Origin of the sequence: Microbacterium sp. (genome assembly GCF_052099035.1) — a bacterium.
Taxonomy (GTDB): Bacteria; Actinomycetota; Actinomycetes; order Actinomycetales; family Microbacteriaceae; genus Microbacterium.
In genome coordinates this window covers 1-21869 of record NZ_JBQDSX010000017.1, presented here as the reverse complement: position 1 = coordinate 21869, position 21869 = coordinate 1, and the positions used below count along the sequence as shown (strand labels likewise).

20 protein-coding genes and 1 tRNA gene are annotated in these 21869 nt (G+C 66.7%); 20 read left to right on the top strand and 1 reads right to left on the bottom strand.

Translation table 11 applies throughout. The annotated features are described in order from the left end of the window. The first annotated feature begins 31 nt into the window (after positions 1–31). From rpoZ to pyk, 19 genes are all read left to right on the top strand, one after another. Complete coding sequence (gene rpoZ / locus ACTIAO_RS07520) at positions 32–289, top strand: DNA-directed RNA polymerase subunit omega (RefSeq protein ID WP_033107065.1); 258 nt, start codon at positions 32–34, stop codon at positions 287–289. A gap of 14 nt (positions 290–303) precedes the next feature. After that, positions 304–1500, top strand: a complete 1197-nt coding sequence (gene metK, locus ACTIAO_RS07515; protein WP_441905663.1) for a methionine adenosyltransferase — start codon at positions 304–306, stop codon at positions 1498–1500. A 43-nt stretch (positions 1501–1543) separates the two neighbouring features. Next, entirely contained in the window at positions 1544–3496 is a 1953-nt protein-coding gene (locus tag ACTIAO_RS07510) for a primosomal protein N' (protein ID WP_441905662.1), read from the top strand. A 19-nt stretch (positions 3497–3515) separates the two neighbouring features. Then, on the top strand, positions 3516–4454 hold the full coding sequence (gene fmt / locus ACTIAO_RS07505) for a methionyl-tRNA formyltransferase (RefSeq protein WP_441905661.1): 939 nt from the start codon (positions 3516–3518) through the stop codon (positions 4452–4454). Further along, positions 4451–5878 (top strand): RsmB/NOP family class I SAM-dependent RNA methyltransferase, encoded by a 1428-nt coding sequence (locus tag ACTIAO_RS07500; RefSeq protein ID WP_441905660.1) that lies wholly within the window; start codon positions 4451–4453, stop codon positions 5876–5878. Before fmt ends, ACTIAO_RS07500 begins: the two co-directional genes overlap by 4 nt. A 4-nt stretch (positions 5879–5882) precedes the next feature. After that, positions 5883–6563 carry a ribulose-phosphate 3-epimerase gene (gene rpe, locus ACTIAO_RS07495; RefSeq protein ID WP_441905659.1) on the top strand — a complete coding sequence of 227 codons (681 nt, stop codon included), beginning with the start codon at positions 5883–5885 and terminating at the stop codon, positions 6561–6563. Then, positions 6560–6823, top strand: coding sequence for a phosphoribosyl-ATP diphosphatase (locus ACTIAO_RS07490; protein ID WP_441905658.1), 264 nt, complete (start codon positions 6560–6562; stop codon positions 6821–6823). The genes rpe and ACTIAO_RS07490 overlap by 4 nt, the downstream gene beginning before the upstream one ends. Before the next feature lie 38 nt (positions 6824–6861). Further along, positions 6862–7701: an ATP phosphoribosyltransferase gene (gene hisG / locus ACTIAO_RS07485; protein WP_441905657.1), complete on the top strand. Its 840-nt coding sequence runs from the start codon at positions 6862–6864 to the stop codon at positions 7699–7701. Further along, positions 7701–8510 (top strand): imidazole glycerol phosphate synthase subunit HisF, encoded by an 810-nt coding sequence (gene hisF / locus ACTIAO_RS07480; RefSeq protein WP_441905656.1) that lies wholly within the window; start codon positions 7701–7703, stop codon positions 8508–8510. Before hisG ends, hisF begins: the two co-directional genes overlap by 1 nt. Continuing rightward, a complete protein-coding gene (hisI, locus tag ACTIAO_RS07475) occupies positions 8507–8863 on the top strand; it encodes a phosphoribosyl-AMP cyclohydrolase (protein ID WP_441905655.1) in 357 nt (118 codons plus the stop codon). The genes hisF and hisI overlap by 4 nt, the downstream gene beginning before the upstream one ends. Then, the gene (locus ACTIAO_RS07470; protein ID WP_441905654.1) at positions 8860–9450 is read left to right on the top strand and encodes a Trp biosynthesis-associated membrane protein; all 591 of its coding nucleotides are present in this window, start codon (positions 8860–8862) and stop codon (positions 9448–9450) included. The genes hisI and ACTIAO_RS07470 overlap by 4 nt, the downstream gene beginning before the upstream one ends. Positions 9451–9497: 47 nt before the next feature. Then, entirely contained in the window at positions 9498–9728 is a 231-nt protein-coding gene (locus tag ACTIAO_RS07465; protein WP_441905653.1) for an HGxxPAAW family protein, read from the top strand. Further along, complete coding sequence (gene trpC / locus ACTIAO_RS07460; protein WP_441905652.1) at positions 9728–10528, top strand: indole-3-glycerol phosphate synthase TrpC; 801 nt, start codon at positions 9728–9730, stop codon at positions 10526–10528. Before ACTIAO_RS07465 ends, trpC begins: the two co-directional genes overlap by 1 nt. Beyond that, entirely contained in the window at positions 10525–11739 is a 1215-nt protein-coding gene (trpB, locus tag ACTIAO_RS07455; RefSeq protein WP_441905651.1) for a tryptophan synthase subunit beta, read from the top strand. The genes trpC and trpB overlap by 4 nt, the downstream gene beginning before the upstream one ends. Then, positions 11736–12539, top strand: coding sequence for a tryptophan synthase subunit alpha (trpA, locus tag ACTIAO_RS07450; protein ID WP_441905650.1), 804 nt, complete (start codon positions 11736–11738; stop codon positions 12537–12539). Before trpB ends, trpA begins: the two co-directional genes overlap by 4 nt. Positions 12540–12549: 10 nt before the next feature. Then, positions 12550–13551 (top strand): prolipoprotein diacylglyceryl transferase, encoded by a 1002-nt coding sequence (gene lgt, locus ACTIAO_RS07445; protein ID WP_441905649.1) that lies wholly within the window; start codon positions 12550–12552, stop codon positions 13549–13551. Positions 13552–13659: 108 nt separating this feature from the next. Next, positions 13660–18231: a glutamate synthase large subunit gene (gene gltB, locus ACTIAO_RS07440; protein ID WP_441905648.1), complete on the top strand. Its 4572-nt coding sequence runs from the start codon at positions 13660–13662 to the stop codon at positions 18229–18231. Then, on the top strand, positions 18224–19690 hold the full coding sequence (locus tag ACTIAO_RS07435) for a glutamate synthase subunit beta (protein WP_441905647.1): 1467 nt from the start codon (positions 18224–18226) through the stop codon (positions 19688–19690). Before gltB ends, ACTIAO_RS07435 begins: the two co-directional genes overlap by 8 nt. Before the next feature lie 56 nt (positions 19691–19746). Then, a complete protein-coding gene (pyk, locus tag ACTIAO_RS07430; protein ID WP_441905646.1) occupies positions 19747–21195 on the top strand; it encodes a pyruvate kinase in 1449 nt (482 codons plus the stop codon). Between the two features lie 57 nt (positions 21196–21252). On the opposite strand, the gene ACTIAO_RS07425 is transcribed toward pyk, so the two are convergent. Continuing rightward, positions 21253–21335 (bottom strand) — tRNA-Leu (locus ACTIAO_RS07425). A gap of 102 nt (positions 21336–21437) precedes the next feature. Between ACTIAO_RS07425 and ACTIAO_RS07420 the strand changes: the two genes are divergently transcribed. After that, on the top strand, positions 21438–21869 hold a 432-nt coding region (locus ACTIAO_RS07420), incomplete at its 3' end, for a response regulator (RefSeq protein WP_441905645.1).

Genomic DNA, 21869 nt, shown 5'->3' with positions numbered 1-21869 from the left:
CGAACCCGTCGCCTGATCTGGAGGTCCCACCATGGCCGGACACCACACCAAGGGCATCATCGACCCGCCCATCGACAACCTGCTCGATCGCGTCGAGTCGAAGTACGAACTGGTCATCTACGCGTCCAAGCGCGCCCGCCAGATCAACGACTACTACGCCGATCTCCACGAGGGCAACCTGTTCGACAACGTCGGACCGTTGGTCGACTCGTCCGTCGAGGACAAGCCGCTGACCATTGCGCTCCACGAGATCAACGAGGACAAGCTCCGCCTTCGCCACGCCGAGTGAGGGCCGCTTCCTCGATGAGCGCACTGCGCCTTTTCACCTCCGAGTCCGTCACCGAGGGACACCCTGACAAGATCTGCGATCAGATCTCGGACAGCATCCTCGACGGATTGATCGCCAAAGACCCCGGCTCGCGGGTGGCTGTGGAGACCCTTGTCACGACAGGGCTTGTCCACGTCGCCGGCGAGATCCGCACCGAGGCGTACGTCGACATCCCCACGATCGTCCGCGAGGTCGTCAACGGGATCGGTTACACCTCCAGCGAGACCGGATTTGACGGCGACTCGTGTGGCGTGAGCATCTCCGTCGGGGAGCAGTCCACAGACATCGCGCACGGTGTCGACCTCGCGCAGGAGCATCGCGACGGCAGCTCGAGCGATGCGCTCGATGGTCTTGGCGCCGGCGACCAGGGCATCATGTTCGGCTTCGCGACCATCGAGACGCCGGAACTCATGCCGATGGCCGGTCACACCGCGCATCGGATCGCTGAGCGGCTCACCGCGGTTCGCCGCTCGGGTGAGCTCGACTTCCTGCGTCCCGACGGCAAGACGCAGGTCACGCTCGGCTACGAGGGCTTCACACCGAAGACGATCGACGCCGTGGTGCTGTCCACCCAGCACCACCCCGATGTCTCCCAGCACGAACTGCAGGAGCAGGTGCGCCGACTCGTGATCGATCCGGTGCTCGAGAGCACCGGCCTCGAAATGCCCGCGAGCGATCGCTATTTCATCAACCCTGCAGGCCCGTTCGTCACGGGCGGTCCGAAGGGCGATGCCGGCCTCACCGGTCGCAAGATCATCATCGACACCTACGGCGGAGCAGCCCGCCATGGCGGCGGCGCGTTCAGCGGAAAAGACCCCTCCAAGGTTGACCGCTCCGGTGCTTACGCCATGCGGTGGGTTGCCAAGAACGCCGTCGCGGCAGGTCTCGCGGACCGACTCGAGGTCCAGGTCGCCTACGCGATCGGTGTCGCGCGTCCCGTCGGACTGTACGTCGAGACCTTCGGCACGGGGAAAGTCTCCGATGAGGTGATCACCCGCGCGATCCGTGACGTCTTCGATCTGCGGCCGCAGGCCATCATCGAGCAGCTTGATCTGCTGCGCCCGATCTACCGGAAGACGGCCGCCTACGGTCATTTCGGTCGCGAGCTGCCCGACTTCACATGGGAGCGCACGGACCGCGCTGACGAACTGCGCCGCGCCGCGGGGCTGTAATGCACAGTCGCGGGTCGCGCACGCACTCGCGCGGGGTTCGGCGTTGAGTCGGCGTATCGCGCGCGTGCTGCTGGAGTCTCCGCTTCCGCAGCTGGATCGCCTCTTCGACTACGTCCTGCTGGACGAACTCGGCGATGTACCGATCGGTGCGCGCGTCCGAGTGCCCCTGCGCACAGCGGGACGTATGGTCGACGCCTACGTCGTGGAGATCGACGAAGAGGATGACGCCGAGCGCCCGCTTTCGACGCTGGAGAGCGTCGTTTCGCTCGTTCCGGTGCTCCCGGATCGGCTGTACCGACTCGCGCGCCGGGTCGCCGACCGTGCCGCCGGTTCGGCGTCGGACATCCTGCGCCTGGTGATCCCGAAACGTCAGGTACGGGTCGAGAAGGCGTGGAAGGCGGATGCCGATACCCCGGTGCCGTCAGCGGATGATGTGCAGCGCGCGGATGCCGTCCTCGCGGAGTACACCGGCCTCAGCGCTGTGCTCGATGAACACGGGCGCGCCGCAGTCGAAGCGATTCCGGGTATTCGTGATGAGACTCTGAGCTGGACAGAGCTGCTCGCCGCCGCTGCGAGTCGGGCACTGGCATCCGGTTCCTCGGCGATCATCGCTGTGCCCGATCATCGAGATCTCGATCGGCTGCTGGCGACACTGGAGACGTTCGTTCCTGCCGACGCGATCGTTCGCCACGACTCCCGGCAGACCAACCCGGATCGGTACCGCGGGTTTCTCCGCACGCTCGAGGACGCCCCCTGCATCGTCGTCGGCAATCGATCTGCGGTGTACGCCCCTGTCCGGGCGGGACTGGTGGCGATCTGGGACGATGGCGATCCGCTCTACAGCGAGCCTCTCGCCCCATACGTCCACACCCGAGACGCGATGCTCCTGCGCCAGGAGCAGGAGGGATCGGCGCTTCTTTTTGCCGGTCACACCCGAACCACAGACGTCGAGCGTCTCGTTCAGCGAGGGTGGCTGACAGACGTGCACGCCGAGCGCCGTGTCCTGCCGCGCGTCGTGCTTAGCAGCCCCCAGGAGATGGAGCAGCCGGCCCAGCGCGTGCATTCGAGCGCATTCTCGGCCGCACGCAAGGCCACCGATGAAGGACCTGTTCTCGTTCAGGTCGCACGCCCCGGCTTCTCGCCGACGCTGGTGTGCGCGCAGTGCCGGGCCCCGGCCCGCTGCGCTCACTGCGGTGGGCCGCTGGGCGCATCGCACCGCGGTGCCGTCCCCGTATGCGGGTGGTGCGGTCGCTCGGCACAGGCCTGGCGCTGCCCGTCATGCTCTTCCGCACAGCTGCGCCTGTCCTCTTCGGGAAGCGAGCGCACCGCGGATGAGCTGGGCCGGGCATTCGCCGGTGTGCGCGTGATCGTCGCGGACGGCGCGCATCCGGTCGAAACCGTGTCGGCCAAGCCCGCGCTCGTCGTGGCCACCCGCGGTGCCGAACCGGTCGCCGAAGGCGGCTACCGTGCCGTCCTGCTGCTGGACGGCACGCGGATGCTGCAAGCCCCCGACCTGCGCATCGGCGAGTCGTGCCTGCGCTGGTGGTCCAACGCGGCCGCGCTCGCTGCTCCCGGGGCGCCGATCCATCTCGTCGGCGTCGACGGGCCGATCGGTCGAGCTCTGGCGACCTGGACGCAGCCGGCCTATGCCCGCTCCGAGCTCGACAGCCGCGCACCGTTGCATCTGCCGCCCGCGACGCGTGTCGGACTGGTCGAAGGCCAGCCGGCATCGGTCTCGAGGGCCCTGGACGTGCTTCGCGAACTGCCCCTGCCTTCCGACGCGATCCTCGGCCCGGTCCCGATCGAGAACGACACCAACAGCGACGACGGGCGCGTGCGTGCCCTCGTGCGCTTCGAATACGCCGCCGGCGCCGCCGTCGCGACCCGATTGCGCGCGGCTGTCGTCGCCGAGGCCGTGAAGCGTCGGCGTGGTCGTGGGCAGAGCAATCGCGTCCCGCTGTCCGTTCGCCTCGATATGCTCGATCCTGAGCTTTGATCCTTTCCGGAGTACCTTTATGCGCCTCGTTTTCGCCGGCACACCAGCGGCAGCCGCCCCGACGTTACGAGCGCTGGCCGGACTGCACGATATCGCCGCGGTAGTCACTCGCCCGGATGCGCCGCTCGGTCGCAAGCGGGTCCTCACCCCTTCGCCGGTCGCCCTGGTCGCCGAAGAGCTCGGACTCCCGATCATCAAGGCCGCGCGCCTGGATGACGAGGCCACCGGCCGTATCACGGCGCTTCGGCCCGAACTCGGCGTCATCGTGGCCTACGGCGGACTCGTGCGCGAACCGCTGCTGTCGGCGCCCGATCACGGCTGGATCAATCTGCATTTCTCGCTGCTTCCGATGTGGCGGGGCGCTGCGCCCGTACAGCGCGCACTGATCGCCGGTGATGCCGAGCTGGGCGCCAGCGTCTTCCAGATCGTGCCGGCGCTCGACGCGGGCGACGTGTTCGCGATGCGCACCGTGGATGTCCCCGGCGATGCAACCGCCGATGTCGCGCTCGGGATACTTGCCGACGATGGTGCGCAGCTCATGGCCGAGGTCGTCGCCGACATCGCCGGTGGCACCGCCGTCGCCCACCCTCAGCAGGGTGAACCGACGACAGCGGCGAAGCTCGCGTTCGATGACGGTGCGCTGGAGTGGAATCGACCCTTCGACGAGGTGTACGCACGGTTCCGCGGAGTCACCCCCGAGCCCGGGGCACATACGACGATCGACGGGCAGCGCCTGAAAGTCCTCGCCGCAGGACCTGCGACAGATGCTGAGGGCGCGACCGAACCCGGCGACCTCTCCCCAGGGGAGATCACCGCGACGAAGCATGCGGTGCTGATCGGCACCGCCACCGAGCCGCTCGCCGTCACGCGCGTGCAGCCGGCAGGCAAGCAGGCCATGAGCGCGACGGACTGGTGGCGCGGCGTCCGCAGCGATGTCACCCTGCGAGCAGGATCGTGAGCGCCCCCCAGCGACGCCCCGCCCGCAGCGGGCGCGACCGAACGGGCGCATCGTCGGCCCGCCGGGTTCAGCCCGCACGTCGTGTCGCGTACGACGTGCTGCGCGCCGTGAGCGACTCCGACGCCTACGCGAATCTGCTGCTGCCCTCGGCGATCACTTCGGCATCCCTCACCCCGCAGGATGCAGCCCTGGCGACAGAGCTCACTTACGGGGCGCTTCGACGGCGCGGGATGTACGACGCCGTGATCGCGATAGCGGCCGGTCGCGAGATCGATCAGATCGATCCCGCTGTGCTCGGCGCTCTCCGTCTCGCGACGCACCAGCTGCTGGCCACCAGGGTGGCCTCTCACGCCGCCGTCAACGAATCCGTCAACCTCGTCGCCGCCGAACTCGGTCGCGGGCCCGCCGGATTCACCAATGCGGTGCTCCGCCGTATTTCGCGCGACACACCAGGCCAGTGGCAGGAGCGCATCGAGCAGGGCGCCCGGTCCGATGATGAGCGCCTCGGCCTCACGAGTGCGCACCCGGTGTGGATCATCCGGGCGATGCGCCGCGCCCTGGCCGCCGAGGGGCGCGCCGATGAGCTCGAAGCGCTCCTGGAAGCTGACAACGCCTCCCCGGAGGTGACGCTGGTCGCTCTCCCCGGCCTCGCCGAGCCCGGAGTGCCTCCGTGCCCCTACGCACGCACCGCATTCGGCTCACCGGGCGGGGACCCGCACACGATCATCCGCGCTTCCGGAGGAACAGTACGCGTGCAGGACGAAGGATCTCAGCTGGTCGCCCTGGCCCTGGCGGCGGCGAAGCCGATCGCTCCGGGGGAGCAGTGGCTGGATCTGTGTGCCGGCCCTGGTGGCAAGACAGCGCTCCTCGCGGCAATCGCCCGGCAGCACGATGTGACGCTCGAGGCGAATGAGGTCATTCCCACCCGCGCCGGACTCGTGCGCAGCGCGCTGAAGGCCGTGCCGGGCGAAGTGGTCGTGCACGAGCAGGACGGACGCGAGCTCACGGCGGCGAACCCGGGCCGATTCGATCGGATCCTCGTCGATGCCCCCTGCACAGGACTCGGTGCGCTGCGCCGACGTCCCGAGGCCCGCTGGCGGAAATCACCTTCCGACGTCGCAGAGCTCGCGGTTCTCCAGGCGCAGCTGCTCTCCGGCGCGCTCGATGCCGTGGCACCCGGCGGAATCGTCGCCTACGTCACCTGCTCGCCGCACCTCGCGGAAACCTCCGGCATCGTCGCAGAAGCCCTACGCACGCGCAATGACATCACGGAGCTCGATGCCGCAGCGGTGATGTCGACGGTCGCCCAGAGCCCCATCGACCTGGCCACGGACGGCACCGGTCGCGTGCAGCTCTGGCCGCACCGCCACGGCACAGATGCCATGTTCCTCGCGCTGCTGCAGCGCGACACCACTGGAGAGTGATCCCATGAGCCTTCCGCACGCCCCACGCATCAACCCCAGCATCCTCTCGGCCGACTTCGTGAACATGCAGGCCGACCTCGCGCGCATCGCGGCGGCCGATTTCGCGCACGTGGATGTCATGGACAACCATTTCGTGCCCAACCTCACCTTCGGGCTCCAGATGGTCGAGCGCGTGCAGGCCACGAGCCCGATTCCGCTCGATGTCCACCTCATGATCGACGATCCCGACCGCTGGGCGCCCGGATACGCGGAGCTGGGAGCTGCGAGCGTCACATTCCACCTCGAAGCCGCCGCCGACCCCGTCGCGCTCGCACGCCGGCTGCGCGATATCGGCGCCAGGGCCGGCATCGCGCTCAAGCCCGGAACAGCGGGGGAGGAGCTGTACGATATGCTCGGCGAGTTCGATCAGGTTCTGGTGATGACGGTCGAACCGGGCTTCGGTGGTCAGAGCTTCATGCCCGAAACCATGCCGAAGTTGCGGGGTCTCGTGGCCGAAGCGCGCAGGCGCGGGACGGATGCCTGGTTCCAGGTCGACGGCGGAATCTCCGATGACACGATCGCCCAGGCAGCGGCCGCCGGGGCCGACACGTTCGTGGCGGGCTCAGCGGTGTACGGTGCGGACAACATCGAGGCTGCCATCGAGGGGCTTCGAGACCGCGCGCGAGCCGCTAGCCTGGAACTGTGAAGACTTTCGACGAGCTGTTCGCTGAGCTCCGTGCCAAGGCAGAGACCCGTCCGGAGGGATCTCGCACGATCGCCGAGCTCGACGCCGGCGTGCACACCATCGGCAAGAAGATCGTCGAAGAGGCAGCCGAGGTGTGGATGGCTGCCGAGTACGAGTCCGATGCTGAGGCGGCCGAGGAGATCTCCCAGCTGCTCTACCACCTCCAGGTGATGATGCTGGCGAAGGGGCTCAGCCTCGAAGACGTGTACCGACATCTTTGATGCGCACCGTCTTGTTCCTCTGATCTGAAAGTTTCACCATGCTGCGCATTGCCGTTCCCAATAAGGGCTCGCTCGCCGAGACCGCCGCCGAGATGCTCGCCGAAGCCGGATACGCCGGCCGCCGCGACTCCAAGACCCTGCACGTCATCGACGCCGCGAACGATGTCGAGTTCTTCTTCCTCCGCCCCCGCGACATCGCCACCTACGTGGCATCCGGTGCACTCGACGTCGGCGTCACTGGCCGCGACCTGCTCCGCGACGTACCGCAGCAGGCGCGCGAGATCGAAGCTCTCGGTTTCGCCCACTCGACATTCCGCTTCGCCGCACCGACCGGCAAATTCTCCTCGATCGCCGACCTTGCCGGTGTGCGCATCGCATCCGCCTACCCTGGCCTCGTCGACACGTTCCTGCGGGAGAACGGCGTCGAAGCGACACTCGTCCCGCTGGACGGCGCCGTCGAGTCGGCCGTGCAGCTGGGCGTGGCGGATGCCATCGCCGATGTCGTCGAGACCGGTACGACGCTGCGTCAGGCGGGTCTGGAGATCTTCGGCCCGGTGATCATCGAGTCCGAGGCCGTGCTGATCAGCCGTCCCGGCGAAGTCGAGGGCACCGAGAAGCTGCTGCGTCGACTGCGCGGCGTCATCGTCGCCCGTCGCTACGTGCTTCTGGACTACGACCTGCCTGCGGACAAGATCGAAGAGGCAGCGGCCATCGCATCCGGTCGTGAATCTCCGACGATCTCACCTCTTCAGGACCCCACGTGGGTCGCCGTGCGCGTGATGCTTCCCCGCAAGGGCATCAACAAGGTGATGGACGACCTGTATGCGCTCGGCGCACGTGCGCTCCTGGTCACCGCCATCGAGGCGGCCCGGCTCTGATGACGCTCACAAGCCGGGTGATCCCCTGCCTGGACGTCGCGGGCGGCCGTGTCGTGAAGGGCGTCAACTTCGAGAATCTGCGCGACATGGGCGACCCCGTCGAGCTGGCTGCCCACTACGCGCAGCAGGGCGCGGACGAGATCACCTTCCTCGATGTCACCGCGACCGTCGATGACCGCTCGACCACATACGACGTCGTGCAGCGCACTGCCGAGAACGTGTTCGTGCCGCTCACCGTCGGCGGGGGAGTGCGCAGCGTCGAAGACGTTGCGCGACTCCAGGGCGTCGGAGCCGACAAGGTGGGAGTGAACTCCGCAGCCATCGCACGCCCCGACCTGATCGGCGAGATCGCGGACCGTTTCGGCGCACAGGTGCTCGTGCTCTCGCTCGACGTCAAACGTGCACCCACGACCGCGTCCGGCTTCATCGTCACCACCCACGGTGGTCGGACGGCAACCGATCTGGACGCCCTCGACTGGGCGCGCGAGGCCATCGAACGCGGCGCCGGTGAACTGCTCGTCAATTCCATCGATGCGGACGGCACCCGTGACGGCTTCGACCTCGAACTGGTCCGTCTCATGCGGGAGGTGTCATCAGTACCGGTGATCGCATCCGGCGGAGCGGGCAGCGTGTCCGACTTCGCCCCGGCGATCCACGCCGGTGCTGATGCCGTGCTCGCCGCGAGTGTCTTCCACTCCGGAGCACTCACCATCGGCGAGGTCAAGGACGCCATGCGCGCAGAGGGCGTCCTGGTGCGCTCGAGCGCACAGACCGAGTCGGACCAGACCGAGTGGAGTGAGTCGAAGTGACAGATCTCGAGGCGCGGATCGCACAGGTCGTCTGGAACGACGACGGCCTCGCCCCCGCCATCGTGCAGCAGTGGGACACGCACGAGGTGCTGATGCTCGCCTGGGTGGATGCCGAGGCGCTGCGTCGCACGCTCACCACCGGCCGCGTCACGTACTGGTCGCGCTCACGCCAGGAGTACTGGCGCAAGGGCGACACATCGGGCAACATCCAGCGCATTCACGAGGCGCGGCTGGACTGCGATGGCGACGCCATTCTGCTGCTGGTCGATCAGACCGGACCCGCCTGCCACACTGGTACGCGCACTTGCTTCGACGCAGCGGATCTCGAAGCCGTCGACGGCGTGCACGAATGAACGTCGCGCGTCGCGGGCGCAGCCTCTCGGTGATCGGACTGCTGATCGCCGGCGGCATCGGCATCATCTCGTCGACCCAGACGTGGCTGACCGTGAACCGGGTCGATGCTGCCGAGCCGATCCTCGTTCCCGGCGCAGACGCTATGGCGCTGCTGGCGCCGCTCAGCCTGGCCGTCCTCGCCGTGGGTGCCGCCCTCGCACTGGTGGGAAAGGTGCTCCGCTACGTCTTCGCCATGCTGGCACTCCTGGCCGGAGGCCTGCTCGCCTGGTGGACCGCTGAGATCCTCTTCACCACCCCTCTCTCGGCCGTCGCGCCCACTGTCACCGAGACCACCGGACTCGCCGGAAGTGCAACGGTCGCAGAGATGATCGCCTCGATCGTCCCCTCGGCGTGGCCGGTTCTCGCGTTGATCGGATGGGCCGTCCAGATCATCACGGCAGTATTCGCCCTCCTGACCGCGCACCGCTGGCAGCGCGGCGGGCGCCGCTTCCAGACGGATGCCGAGGCCCATGACCAGCATGACGGGCCGGTGGACGCCATCGATTCCTGGGATGACCTCTCGCATGGCACGGATCCCACGCGATGAGCCCGATAGACTTGAACCCAACACCCACGACCGCCTCGGAGGAGAACATGACCAACCCGATCGCCGACCCCGGCCACGGACACTCGCCTGCGGCCTGGACCGCTGTCGTGATCATGCTCGTCGGCGTTGCCTTCGGCACCTTGTTCTTCTGCCTCGACATGCCGCCGCTGGTGTGGGTGGGCGTCGCTATCGTCGTCGTCGGAATCGTTGTCGGTTGGATCATGGCGAAGGCCGGCTACGGCGTCAACGGACCCAAGTACTCGCCGAAGGGACACTAGTGGTCCTCGCCGACCTGACGGCCGGCGCAGTCGAGGACGCGCAGACCCGTGCGCTCTCGCGCCCGCTCGCCGAGGTCGAGAAGGATGCTCTCGCGCGTCCCGCCGCGCGTGACGCGCTTGCAGCGCTCGCCCCGGCATCCCGGGTGAAGATCGTCGCCGAAGTCAAGCGCGCCAGCCCCTCGCGCGGTGCCCTGGCAGAGATCCCCGATCCCGCCCATCAGGCATCGCTGTATGAAACCGGTGGTGCCTCCGCCATCAGCGTCCTCACCGAGGAGCGCCGGTTCGGCGGCAGCCTCGCAGACCTGGAAGCTGTCACCGCACGGGTCGGGCTACCCGTTCTGCGCAAGGACTTCATTGCAACGCCGTACCAGGTGCTCGAAGCACGTGCCGCAGGTGCTGACCTCGCTCTGCTGATCGTCGCCGGCCTCGAGCGGGACGTCCTGCAGGAGCTGTACTCGCTGGTCCTGGAACTGGGCATGACGCCCCTCGTCGAGACGCACTCGGCCGAGGAGCTCGACGTGGCCATCGATCTCGGCGCATCGCTCATCGGAATCAATGCCCGGAACCTCTCGACCTTCGAGCTCGACCGCAACCTGTTCGGCCAGCTGGTCGATCGCATTCCGTCCGGCGCGATCAAGATCGCGGAATCTGCCGTCCTGGAGCCCGCGGATGTCACGCACTACCGCCAAGCCGGCGCCGATGTCGTACTGATCGGCGAGGCACTCGTGACCGGCGACCCGGTCGCCACACTGCAGGGCTTCCTCGAAGCCGGAGACGATGAGAGGCATGAGACACCGTGAGTCTGCGCGAACAGCCAGGGCCGTTCTTCGGTGAGTTCGGCGGGCGCTTCATGCCCGAATCCCTCATCGCCGCGATCGATGAGTTGACCGTCGCCTACGAGCAGGCGGTTGCCGACCCGGAGTTCCGCTCCGAGCTGGCGCAACTGCTGGGCTCTTATGCGGGCCGACCGTCCGCCCTCACCGAGGTCCCGCGGTTCGCCGAGCACGCCGGGGGAGCGCGCATCTTCCTCAAGCGCGAAGACCTCAACCACACCGGCAGCCACAAGATCAACAACGTGCTCGGCCAGGCGCTGCTCACCAAGCGTCTGGGAAAGACCCGGGTCATCGCAGAGACCGGCGCAGGGCAGCACGGTGTCGCTACCGCGACCGCCGCGGCGCTGTTCGGGATGGACTGCACCATCTACATGGGCGAGGTCGATACCGAACGGCAAGCGCTCAACGTCGCCCGCATGCGCTTGCTGGGCGCCGAGGTCATCCCCGTAACGACAGGATCGCGCACGCTGAAGGACGCGATCAACGAGGCCTACCGCGACTGGGTCACAAGCGTCGAGACGACCAACTACATCTTCGGAACGGCGGCCGGCCCCCACCCGTTCCCCGCCATGGTGCGTGATTTCCAGAAGATCATCGGCGAAGAGGCGCGCGAGCAGCTTCTCGCGGAGCTCGGACGCCTCCCGGAGGCAGTCGTCGCCTGCGTCGGCGGAGGATCCAATGCCATCGGCATGTTCGATGCGTTCCTCGACGATGAGAGCGTCAAGCTGTACGGCGTCGAGGCAGCCGGCGACGGTGTCGATACCGACAAGCACGCAGCATCGATTGAACGCGGCCGACCCGGCGTGCTGCACGGCGCGAAGACGTACGTGCTGCAGGACGAGGACGGCCAGACGATCGAGTCGCACTCGATCTCCGCCGGGCTCGACTATCCGGGCGTTGGGCCAGAGCACTCCTGGCTCGCCGACATCGGACGCGTCGAGTACATTCCCGCGACCGACGACGAGGCCATGCAGGCGCTGCGGCTGCTCAGCAGGACAGAGGGCATCATCCCCGCCATCGAGTCCGCGCATGCGCTGGCCGGTGCGATCCGTCTGGGACTCGCCATGGGGCCGGATGCCGTCATCGCCGTCTGCCTATCGGGGCGCGGCGACAAAGACATGGACACCGCCGCGAAGTACTTCCAGCTGTACGACGAAGGTGTGGAGGAAGCCCGATGAGCCGCGTCACCGCCGCCATCCAGAAGGCGAAGGATGCTGGACGCGGAGCGTTCATCGGCTATCTCCCGGTCGGTTTTCCCGATCTTCAGACGAGCATCCAGGCGGCGATCACGCTCGCCGAGAACGGTGCCGACATCATCGAGCTCGGCCCGCCCTACAGCGATCCGGTGATGGACGGCCCGGTCATCCAGGAAGCGACCCAGACCGCTCTGGCGAACGGCTTCAAGATGCGCGACCTCTTCACCGCGGTCCGCGAGATCACCGCCGCAACCGATGTGCCCGTCGTCGTGATGTCGTACTGGAATCCGGTGATGCAGTACGGCGTCGATCGCTACGCGGACGATCTCCTCGCCGCGGGTGGGTCGGGGCTCATCACACCCGACATCACCCCCGAAGCAGCAGGGGAGTGGATCTCCGCCAGTGAGCGCACTGGGCTCGATCGAATCTTCCTCGCAGCTCCCACATCGACCGATGAGCGGCTGGATCTCGTCGTGAAGTCCTCGACCGGATTCATCTACACCGTCTCGACTATGGGCATCACCGGAGAACGGGCCGAGCTCGACCAGGCAGCGCGGGCGCTCGTCGGTCGACTCCGCGCCTACGGCGCCGTCAATGCCTGCGTCGGCATCGGCATCTCCACAGCCGATCAGATCGCCGACGTGGTCGAGTACGCCGATGGAGCCATCGTCGGAACCGCCCTGGTTCGCGCGCTTCGCGACGGGGGCCTTGACGCCCTCGCCGACGTTGCGAAGACCCTTGCTGCAGGCACGCCGTCCGCAGTCCGCTCACACGAGAACTAGAATCGCACTCATGTCCCTCGCGCTTCACTCTGCCCTCAGCGGTGTGCTCACCAGCATCCCGAGCCCTCCGGTCAGCTACTTCGACCTCGGCCCGCTGCGGATCCACTTCTACGCTCTGTGCATCATCGCCGGCATCATCGTCGCAACTCTGCTGACGAACCACCGGCTCACCAAGCGCGGGGCAGAGCCCTGGGTCGTCATTGACATCGCCATCCTGGCCGTGCCGCTCGCCATCATCGGCGCACGCATCTTCCACGTGCTCACCCACCCGAACTTCTACTTCGGTGAGGGCAGGAACACCTGGAACCCCTTCGAGCCAGGTTCGGTCTGGGCGATCTGGGAGGGCGGCATCGCGATCTTCGGTGCGCTCCTCGGAGGAGCTGTCGGTGCGTACCTCGGCTGCAAGTGGACCGGGATCCGGTTCTGGACCTTCGCCGACGCACTCGCGCCCGGCATGCTGCTCGCCCAGGCGATGGGGCGCTTCGGGAACTGGTTCAACCACGAGCTCTTCGGTCTGCCGACGGACCTGCCGTGGGGACTCGAGATCGAGTCCGACAATTCAGCGTTCCCTCCGGGACTCGCTGACGGCACGCTGTTCCATCCCACCTTCCTCTACGAGGTCATCTGGAACCTCCTCGGCGTGCTCTTCCTGCTCTGGATCGGCCGTCGCCTGCACCTGCAGTGGGGCAAGCTCTTCGCCGTGTACCTGATCTGGTACAGCGCAGGTCGCGTGGTGTGGGAATCGATCCGCATCGACCCGAGCGAGATCATTCTCGGACTGCGCAGCAACGTGTGGGCCTCGATCATCGGCATCATCGTCGGCATCGTCATCCTCATCGTCCAGACGCGTCGGCACACCGGCCAGGAGGCCTCGCCCTACGCGCCGGGCCGAGGGCGGAAGGCCGCGGCCGCTGATGTACAATCGCAACACGATCTTGATGATTTCGTCGACGTGAGCGAGCCTCCCGCCGAAGTCACCGTCGGAGCCACCGCCACAAGCACCGCTCCGTAAGGCGAAGGCGGCCCCCGAAGGCCCCTCGTCGAGTCACGTATCCATTGCACTGAACGAGTGGGCCGACGGCGTCCCCGGTGTCACCTGATTGCCTGAGGACGGTAACAGATGTACTTCCAGCCTCCCTACGGCGCCTCCGGCGCCTACCCCCCGAAGCAGGGCATGTACAACCCGGCATTCGAGAAGGATGCCTGCGGCCTGGCTATGGTCGCCACCCTCCGGGGTACAGCAGGACACGACATCATCGCGCTGGCGCTTCAAGCGCTGCGCAACCTCGAGCACCGAGGTGCCATCGGCTCTGACGCCGGCACCGGAGACGGTGCGGGCATCCTCACCCAGATGCCAGACGCATTCTTGCGTGAAGTCACAGACTTCGAACTGCCCGATGCCGGCGAATACGCCGCCGGGCTCGCCTTCCTTCCGCTGCAGGCTTCTGACCGCCGTGCGCAGAAGGCCGGGGTCGAGAAGATCGCCCGCGAAGAGGGACTGGACGTCCTCGGCTGGCGCGTCGTTCCCACCGCCAATGAGAATCTCGGAAAGCTCGCCGATGAGGCGCGTCCGGCATTTGAACAGCTCTTCGTCGCCGCTGCCCCCGGCGACGACGCTCGACTATCCGGAATCGCCCTGGACCGCGTCGCGTACCGGCTCCGCAAGCGCGCCGGCCACGAGCTCGATGCCTACTTCGTCTCGTTGTCCAGTCGTACGCTGGGCTACAAGGGCATGGTGACGACGCTCCAGCTCGAGCCGTTCTACCCCGACCTGCAGGATGAGCGCTTCGCCTCCGAGCTCGCCGTGGTGCATTCCCGGTACTCCACGAACACCTTCCCGTCCTGGCCGCTCGCACAGCCGTTGCGGATGCTGGCCCACAACGGGGAGATCAACACCGTCGGTGGAAACCGCAACTGGATGCGCGCACGCCAGTCGCAGCTGGAGTCCGAGCTGCTCGGCGACATCCGACCTCTTCTGCCCATCTGCACGCCCGGAGCCAGCGACTCGGCATCGTTCGACGAGGTTCTCGAGCTGCTGACGCTTTCGGGCCGCAGCCTCCCGCACGCGATCATGATGATGGTCCCCGAGGCCTACGAGAAGCAGTCGGACCTCTCACCCGAGCTACGGGCGTTCTACGACTACCACTCCAACCAGATGGAGCCGTGGGACGGCCCTGCCGCTCTCATCTTCACCGATGGGTCACTCGTCGGTGCCACACTCGACCGCAACGGCCTGCGCCCAGGACGATGGACCGAGACCACCGATGGGCTCGTCGTCATCGGATCAGAGACGGGTGTGCTGGATTTCGAGCCCGAGCGGATCAAGCGTCGTGGCCGCCTGCAGCCGGGCAAGATGTTCGTCGTCGACACGGCCGCTGGCCGCATCGTCGAAGATGACGAAATCAAGAAGAACCTCGCGACACTGCATCCTTGGCAGGAATGGCTCAATCAGGGCGCCGTTCGTCTGGCCGAGTTGCCGGAGCGCGAGCACATCGTGCACCCGCCGGCATCCATCACGCGCCGCCAGCGCACTTTCGGATACACCGAAGAAGAAGTGCGCATCCTGCTCACGCCGATGGGCCAGACCGGCGTCGAGCCACTGGGGGCGATGGGATCCGACACACCGATTGCGGTGCTCAGCGACCGTCCGCGCCTGCTGTTCGACTACTTCACGCAGCAGTTCGCGCAGGTGACGAATCCGCCACTGGACTCGATCCGCGAAGAGGTCGTGACGAGCCTCCGGTCCTCCCTCGGCCCGGAGAGCAACCTGCTCAGCTGGGGTCCGGAGCACACGCGCACTGTCGCCGTCGACTTCCCCGTCATCGATAACGACGAGCTCGCGAAGATCCGGCACATAGATAAGGCGCTTGAAGGACGCTCCGCCGTCACGATCAGCGGCCTCTACCACTTCGATGCCGGTGCCCACACGATGCAGGAGCGCATCGAGGAGATGTGCGCCGAAGCGGATGAGGCGATCGCCGAAGGCGCGGAGTTCATTATCCTGTCCGACCGTGACTCGAACAAGGATCTCGTCGCGATCCCGTCTCTGCTGATGGTCTCGGCGATCCACCATCATCTGATCCGTCGTGAGAATCGGATGAAGGTGGGCCTGCTCGTCGAAGCGGGTGACGTGCGCGAAGTGCATCACGTTGCCACCCTTATCGGATACGGGGCATCCGCTGTCAATCCCTACCTCGCGATGGAGACGGTGGAGCACCTCGTGCGCACCGGCTTCATCACCGGAATCTCCCCGGAGAAGGCCGTCCGCAATCTCATCTACGCGCTCGGCAAGGGCGTGCTGAAGATCATGTCGAAGATGGGCATCTCCACCGTCTCCTCGTATGCCGGCGCGCAGGTCTTCGAGGCCATCGGCCTCAGCCAGGACTTCATCGACGCCTACTTCACCGGCACCGAGACCAAGCTCGGCGGCATCGGCATCGAAGACGTCTTCGCCGAGAACCAGGCCCGTCACGACTACGCCTATCCTGAGGATGCCGCAGCCAGGGCCCACGAACGCCTGTGGACCGGCGGCGAGTACCAGTGGCGCCGCGATGGCTCCCCGCACCTGTTCAATCCCGAAACGGTGTTCCGACTGCAGCACTCCACGCGCAACCGTCGCTATGACATCTTCCGCGAGTACACGAAGCTCGTCGATGATCAGGCAGCCGAGCTGAAGACGCTGCGTGGACTGTTCGCCCTGCGCACGGGCACACGTCCGCCGATCCCGATCGACGACGTCGAGCCGGCGAGCGCCATCGTGAAACGCTTCTCGACCGGAGCGATGAGCTACGGTTCCATCTCCCGCGAAGCGCACGAAACGCTCGCCGTCGCGATGAACAGCATCGGAGCGAAGTCGAACACCGGCGAAGGTGGTGAAGACGTCGATCGGCTGCTCGACCCCGAGCGTCGCAGTGCGATCAAGCAGGTCGCATCCGGCCGCTTCGGGGTCACGAGCCTCTACCTCACGCAGGCGGATGACATCCAGATCAAGCTCGCCCAGGGCGCGAAGCCCGGCGAGGGCGGGCAGTTGCCGCCGGGGAAGGTCTATCCCTGGGTCGCGAGGACTCGACACGCCACAGCCGGTGTGGGACTCATCTCACCGCCGCCGCACCATGACATCTACTCGATCGAAGATCTCAAGCAGCTGATCTTCGACCTGAAGCGCGCGAACCCGAAGGCGCGCATCCACACCAAGCTGGTGAGCCAGTCCGGAATCGGCGCGGTCTCTGCGGGCGTGGCGAAGGCGCTCAGCGACGTCATCCTGGTCTCCGGCCACGACGGCGGCACGGGAGCAAGCCCGTTGAACTCGCTCAAGCACGCCGGCACTCCGTGGGAACTCGGGCTCGCCGAGACGCAGCAGACGCTCATGCTCAACGGTATGCGCGACCGCGTCGTGGTGCAGGTCGACGGACAGCTCAAGACCGGCCGTGACGTCATCATCGGTGCGCTGCTGGGGGCGGAGGAGTTCGGTTTCGCCACCGCTCCGCTCGTGGTCAGCGGCTGCATCATGATGCGCGTCTGCCATCTCGATACGTGCCCGGTGGGAGTTGCGACTCAGAATCCCGCCCTGCGGGAGCGATTCACCGGCAAGCCGGAGTTCGTCGTGAACTTCATGGAGTTCATCGCTGAAGAGGTTCGTGAGCTCCTCGCCGATCTGGGCTTCCGTTCTCTCGATGAGATCATCGGCCGTGCAGACCTCATCGAGGCGAATGCGGCGATCCAGCATTGGAAGGCCGATGGCCTCGATCTCGCACCGATCCTCGAGGGTCCGCTGTTCCCAGCATCCGAACCTCGTCGGCACGCGCGTACGCAGGATCACGAGCTCGACAAGCACTTCGATGTGCAGTTGATCGAGATGTCGCAGGAGGCGCTGCACGATCGACAGCCTGTGTTCATCGAACTGCCGATCCGCAACACCGAGCGCGCCGTGGGCACCATGCTCGGACACGAGGTCACGACTCGTTTCGGGCCCGGCGGTCTCGCACGAGAGACGATCGATGTCACCCTGCACGGCACGGCCGGCCAGTCGCTGGGCGCCTTCCTGCCTGCGGGCATCATGCTGCGCCTCGAGGGCGATGCGAACGACTACGTCGGCAAGGGCCTCTCCGGCGGCGATATCGTCGTTCGCCCTGCGCGGGAGTCGAGTATCACCCCTCACGAGAACGTGATCGCAGGAAACGTGATCGGCTACGGCGCGACGTCCGGGTCGATGTTCATCTCCGGTGTCGTCGGCGAGCGGTTCCTGGTGCGAAATTCCGGGGCGACCGCGGTCGTCGAGGGAGTCGGTGACCACGCCCTCGAGTACATGACCGGCGGCCGCGCAGTCATTCTCGGAACAACGGGCCGCAACCTCGGTGCGGGTATGTCCGGGGGAGTGGCCTACGTGCACGCGCTGCCGCCGGAGAAGGTGAATCAGCAGTCGCGCGAGAGTGGCGAACTCCGGCTGGAACCACTGGATCGAGCAGATCTGGAAGTGCTGCGAAGCCTGCTCGCAGAGCATGTCGAACGCACGGACTCTCCACTCGCAGCCGGGATGCTGGCGCAGTTCGGCACCATCGCATCCGAGTTCGTAAAGGTGCTGCCGCGTGATTTCGCGGCCGTGCAGACCATGCGCCAGGAGGCAGAGGCCTCCGGCGTCGACCCGGACGGCGATGCTGTCTGGAACCGCATCCTGGAGGTGACCGGTGGCTGATCCCAAGGGCTTTCTGAAGGTGACGGAGCGCGAACTGCCCGCCCGTCGCCCTGTACCGGTGCGGATCATGGACTGGAAAGAGGTCTACGAGCCCGGTGACAAGAACGTGCTGCGCCGCCAGGCCGGCCGGTGCATGGACTGCGGCGTGCCGTTCTGCCATTCGGGGTGCCCGCTGGGCAATCTCATCCCGGAGTGGAACGATCTGACCTGGCGCGGCGAGGACCGTGCCGCGATCGAGCGCCTGCACGCGACGAACAACTTCCCGGAGTTCACGGGCAGGCTGTGCCCCGCACCGTGCGAGAGCGCCTGCGTGCTGGGCATCAATCAGCCGGCCGTGACGATCAAGCAGGTCGAGGTCTCGATCATCGACGAGGCCTTCGCGAAGGGTTGGGTCGAGCCGCAGCCGCCGGAGCGGCTCACCGGCAAGACCGTCGCTGTTGTCGGCTCGGGTCCCGCGGGGCTGGCGGCTGCTCAGCAGCTCACGCGGGCGGGTCACACCGTCGCCGTCTTCGAGCGGGACGATCGCATCGGCGGGCTGCTGCGTTACGGCATCCCGGATTTCAAGATGGAGAAGAGCCACCTTGAGTCCCGCCTACGTCAGATGCAGGAGGAGGGCACGCGCTTCCGGGCGGGTGTCGAGATCGGCACGGACATCACCTGGGCCGACCTGCGCGCGCGTTACGACGCCGTCGTCCTCGCCACCGGCTCCACGGTTCCGCGCGATCTGTCGATCCCGGGGCGAGACTGGGACGGCGTGCACTTCGCGATGGAGTATCTCGTCGAGTCCAACCGTGCAGGTGCCGGCGATATCGTGCCGAACCAGATCAGCGCCGCGGGCAAGCACGTCATCGTCATCGGCGGCGGTGACACCGGTGCCGACTGCATCGGGACCGCGCACCGTCAGGGCGCGCTCAGCGTCACCAACCTCGCTATCGGCACCCAACCCGGTCTCGAGCGTCCTGACCACCAGCCCTGGCCGATGATGCCGACCATCTTCGAGGTGCAGTCCGCGCACGAAGAAGGCGGCGAGCGACACTATCTGGCATCCACCGTCGAGTTCCTCGGCAACGAGGCCGGTGAGGTGCGCGCGCTGCGTGTCGCCGAGACCGAGTACCTCGACGGGCGGCGTGTGCCGAAGAGCGGCACCGAGCGGGAGATCCCCGCAGACCTCGTGCTCATCGCGATGGGGTTCACGGGCCCGGAGACCGATACCTTCACCGACGAGATGCGGCCGCAGACGGCAGAACGCGGTGCGTTTCACCGTGCGGAGTCCTACGAGTCGACGATCCCGGGCGTATTCGTCGCCGGTGACGCCGGTCGTGGGCAGTCGCTCATCGTGTGGGCAATCGCCGAAGGACGTGCGGCTGCGGCCGGTGTTGACCGCTTCCTGATGGGAGAATCGGTGCTGCCTGCACCTGTACGCCCGTCGGATGTCGCAATCGGGCTGCAGCCCGCGTAGGCTGGCGACGGCACCGTCGCCATAATTCCCCCACCCTCTTACCCTGGAGAAGTCTATTGAGACGCGCGAAAATCGTCGCCACGCTGGGTCCGGCAACGTCAAGTTATGAGAACGTCCGAGCAATCATCGAGGCGGGCGTCGATGTCGCCCGCCTGAACCTCAGCCACGGTGACTACACCGTCCACGACGCGAACTACGCCAACGTGCGCCGCGCCGCGGACGACGCAGGCCGTGCTGTGGCCGTCCTGGTCGACCTGCAGGGCCCGAAGATCCGACTCGGCAAGTTCGAGGACGGCCCGTACGAGCTCGCCGAAGGCGACATCTTCAAGATCACCACCGAAGACATCATCGGCAACCGTGAGATCTGCGGCACGACGTTCAAGGGACTCCCGAACGACGTCAAGCCCGGAGACTTCCTGCTGATCGACGACGGCAAGGTCCGCGTCGAGGTCGTCGAGACCGACGGAACCGTCGTGACGACCAAGGTGATCGTCGCCGGCGCCGTATCGAACAACAAGGGCATCAACCTGCCCGGCGTCGCCGTGAACGTCCCCGCGATGAGCGAAAAGGACGAGGCAGATCTCCGCTGGGGCCTGAAGATCGGCGCCGACCTGATCGCGCTGTCGTTCGTGCGCAACGCAGAGGATGTCGACCGCGTCCACGAGATCATGGCGGAAGAGGGCGTGAAGGTCCCCGTCATCGCGAAGATCGAGAAGCCGCAGGCTGTCGAGGCGCTCGAAGAGATCGTCGACGCGTTCGACGGCATCATGGTCGCCCGCGGCGACCTCGGCGTCGAACTGCCTCTGGAGGCGGTCCCGATCGTGCAGAAGCGCGCTGTCGAGCTCGCCCGCCGCAACGCGAAGCCCGTCATCGTCGCGACGCAGATGCTCGAGTCGATGATCTCCAGCCCCGTTCCCACGCGTGCTGAGACCTCGGACGTCGCCAACGCCGTGCTCGATGGCGCGGATGCTGTCATGCTCTCCGGCGAGACGAGCGTGGGGGAGTACCCCATCGTCGTCGTCGAGACGATGGCACGCATCGTGGAGTCCACGGAGGAGCACGGTCTCGAGCGCATCGCGCCACTGACGACCAAGCCGCGCACCCAAGGTGGCGCCATCACGCTGGCCGCTCTCGAGGTCGCGGAGTTCGTGGATGCGAAGTTCCTCTGCGTCTTCACGCAGTCCGGTGACAGCGCGCGTCGTCTGTCGCGCCTGCGCTCGCGGATTCCGATGCTCGCGTTCACGCCGGAGCCGAGCATCCGCCGTCGCATGGCCCTGACCTGGGGCATCCGCTCGAAGCTGGTCGAGATGGTCCAGCACACCGACCTGATGTACCACCAGGTCGACGAGTACCTGCTGGGCAATGGTCTCGCCGTCGAGGGAGACAAGGTCGTCGTGATCTCCGGGTCCCCTCCCGGAATCGTCGGCTCCACCAACGACATTCGCGTCCACAAGGTCGGGGATGCCGTCAACGGAGCAGCGCCGATCTACAAGGCTGGCGCCTAAGAGCTGAACGAGGAATGGCCCCGGGAGAGATCCCGGGGCCATTCGTCATTCTTGCGGTGCCGGCGGTGGGACTCGAACCCACACGTCCTTTCGGACAAAGCATTTTGAGTGCTCCGCGTCTACCATTCCGCCACGCCGGCGCGGATGTCGCGTCTACGACTTTAGCGCAGAGCAGGTGGTGGTCTGGTCCACCGCGGGCGTGTGCGGCGGGCTCGGCCTGGGTGTCCACTAGAATGGATGCTGTGACCGAGCAAGAACAGTCTGAGCAGCCCACGGCATCCGCCCCGCGACGCGTCGTCGTCGCCGAAGACGAATCGCTGATCCGACTCGACATCGTCGAGATCCTCCGAGACAACGGCTATGACGTCGTCGGCGAGGCAGGAGACGGTGAGACGGCTGTGGCCCTCGCAACCGAGCTTCGGCCCGACCTGGTCATCATGGACGTCAAGATGCCGCAGCTCGACGGCATCAGCGCCGCAGAGCGCCTGCACAAGGCGAACATCGCCCCCGTCGTACTGCTGACCGCTTTCAGCCAGAAGGAGCTCGTCGAGCGCGCCAGCGAGGCCGGCGCCCTGGCCTATGTCGTCAAGCCGTTCACGCCGAACGACCTCCTCCCGGCGATCGAGATCGCGCTGGCCCGCCACGAGCAGATCATCACGCTCGAGGCCGAGGTC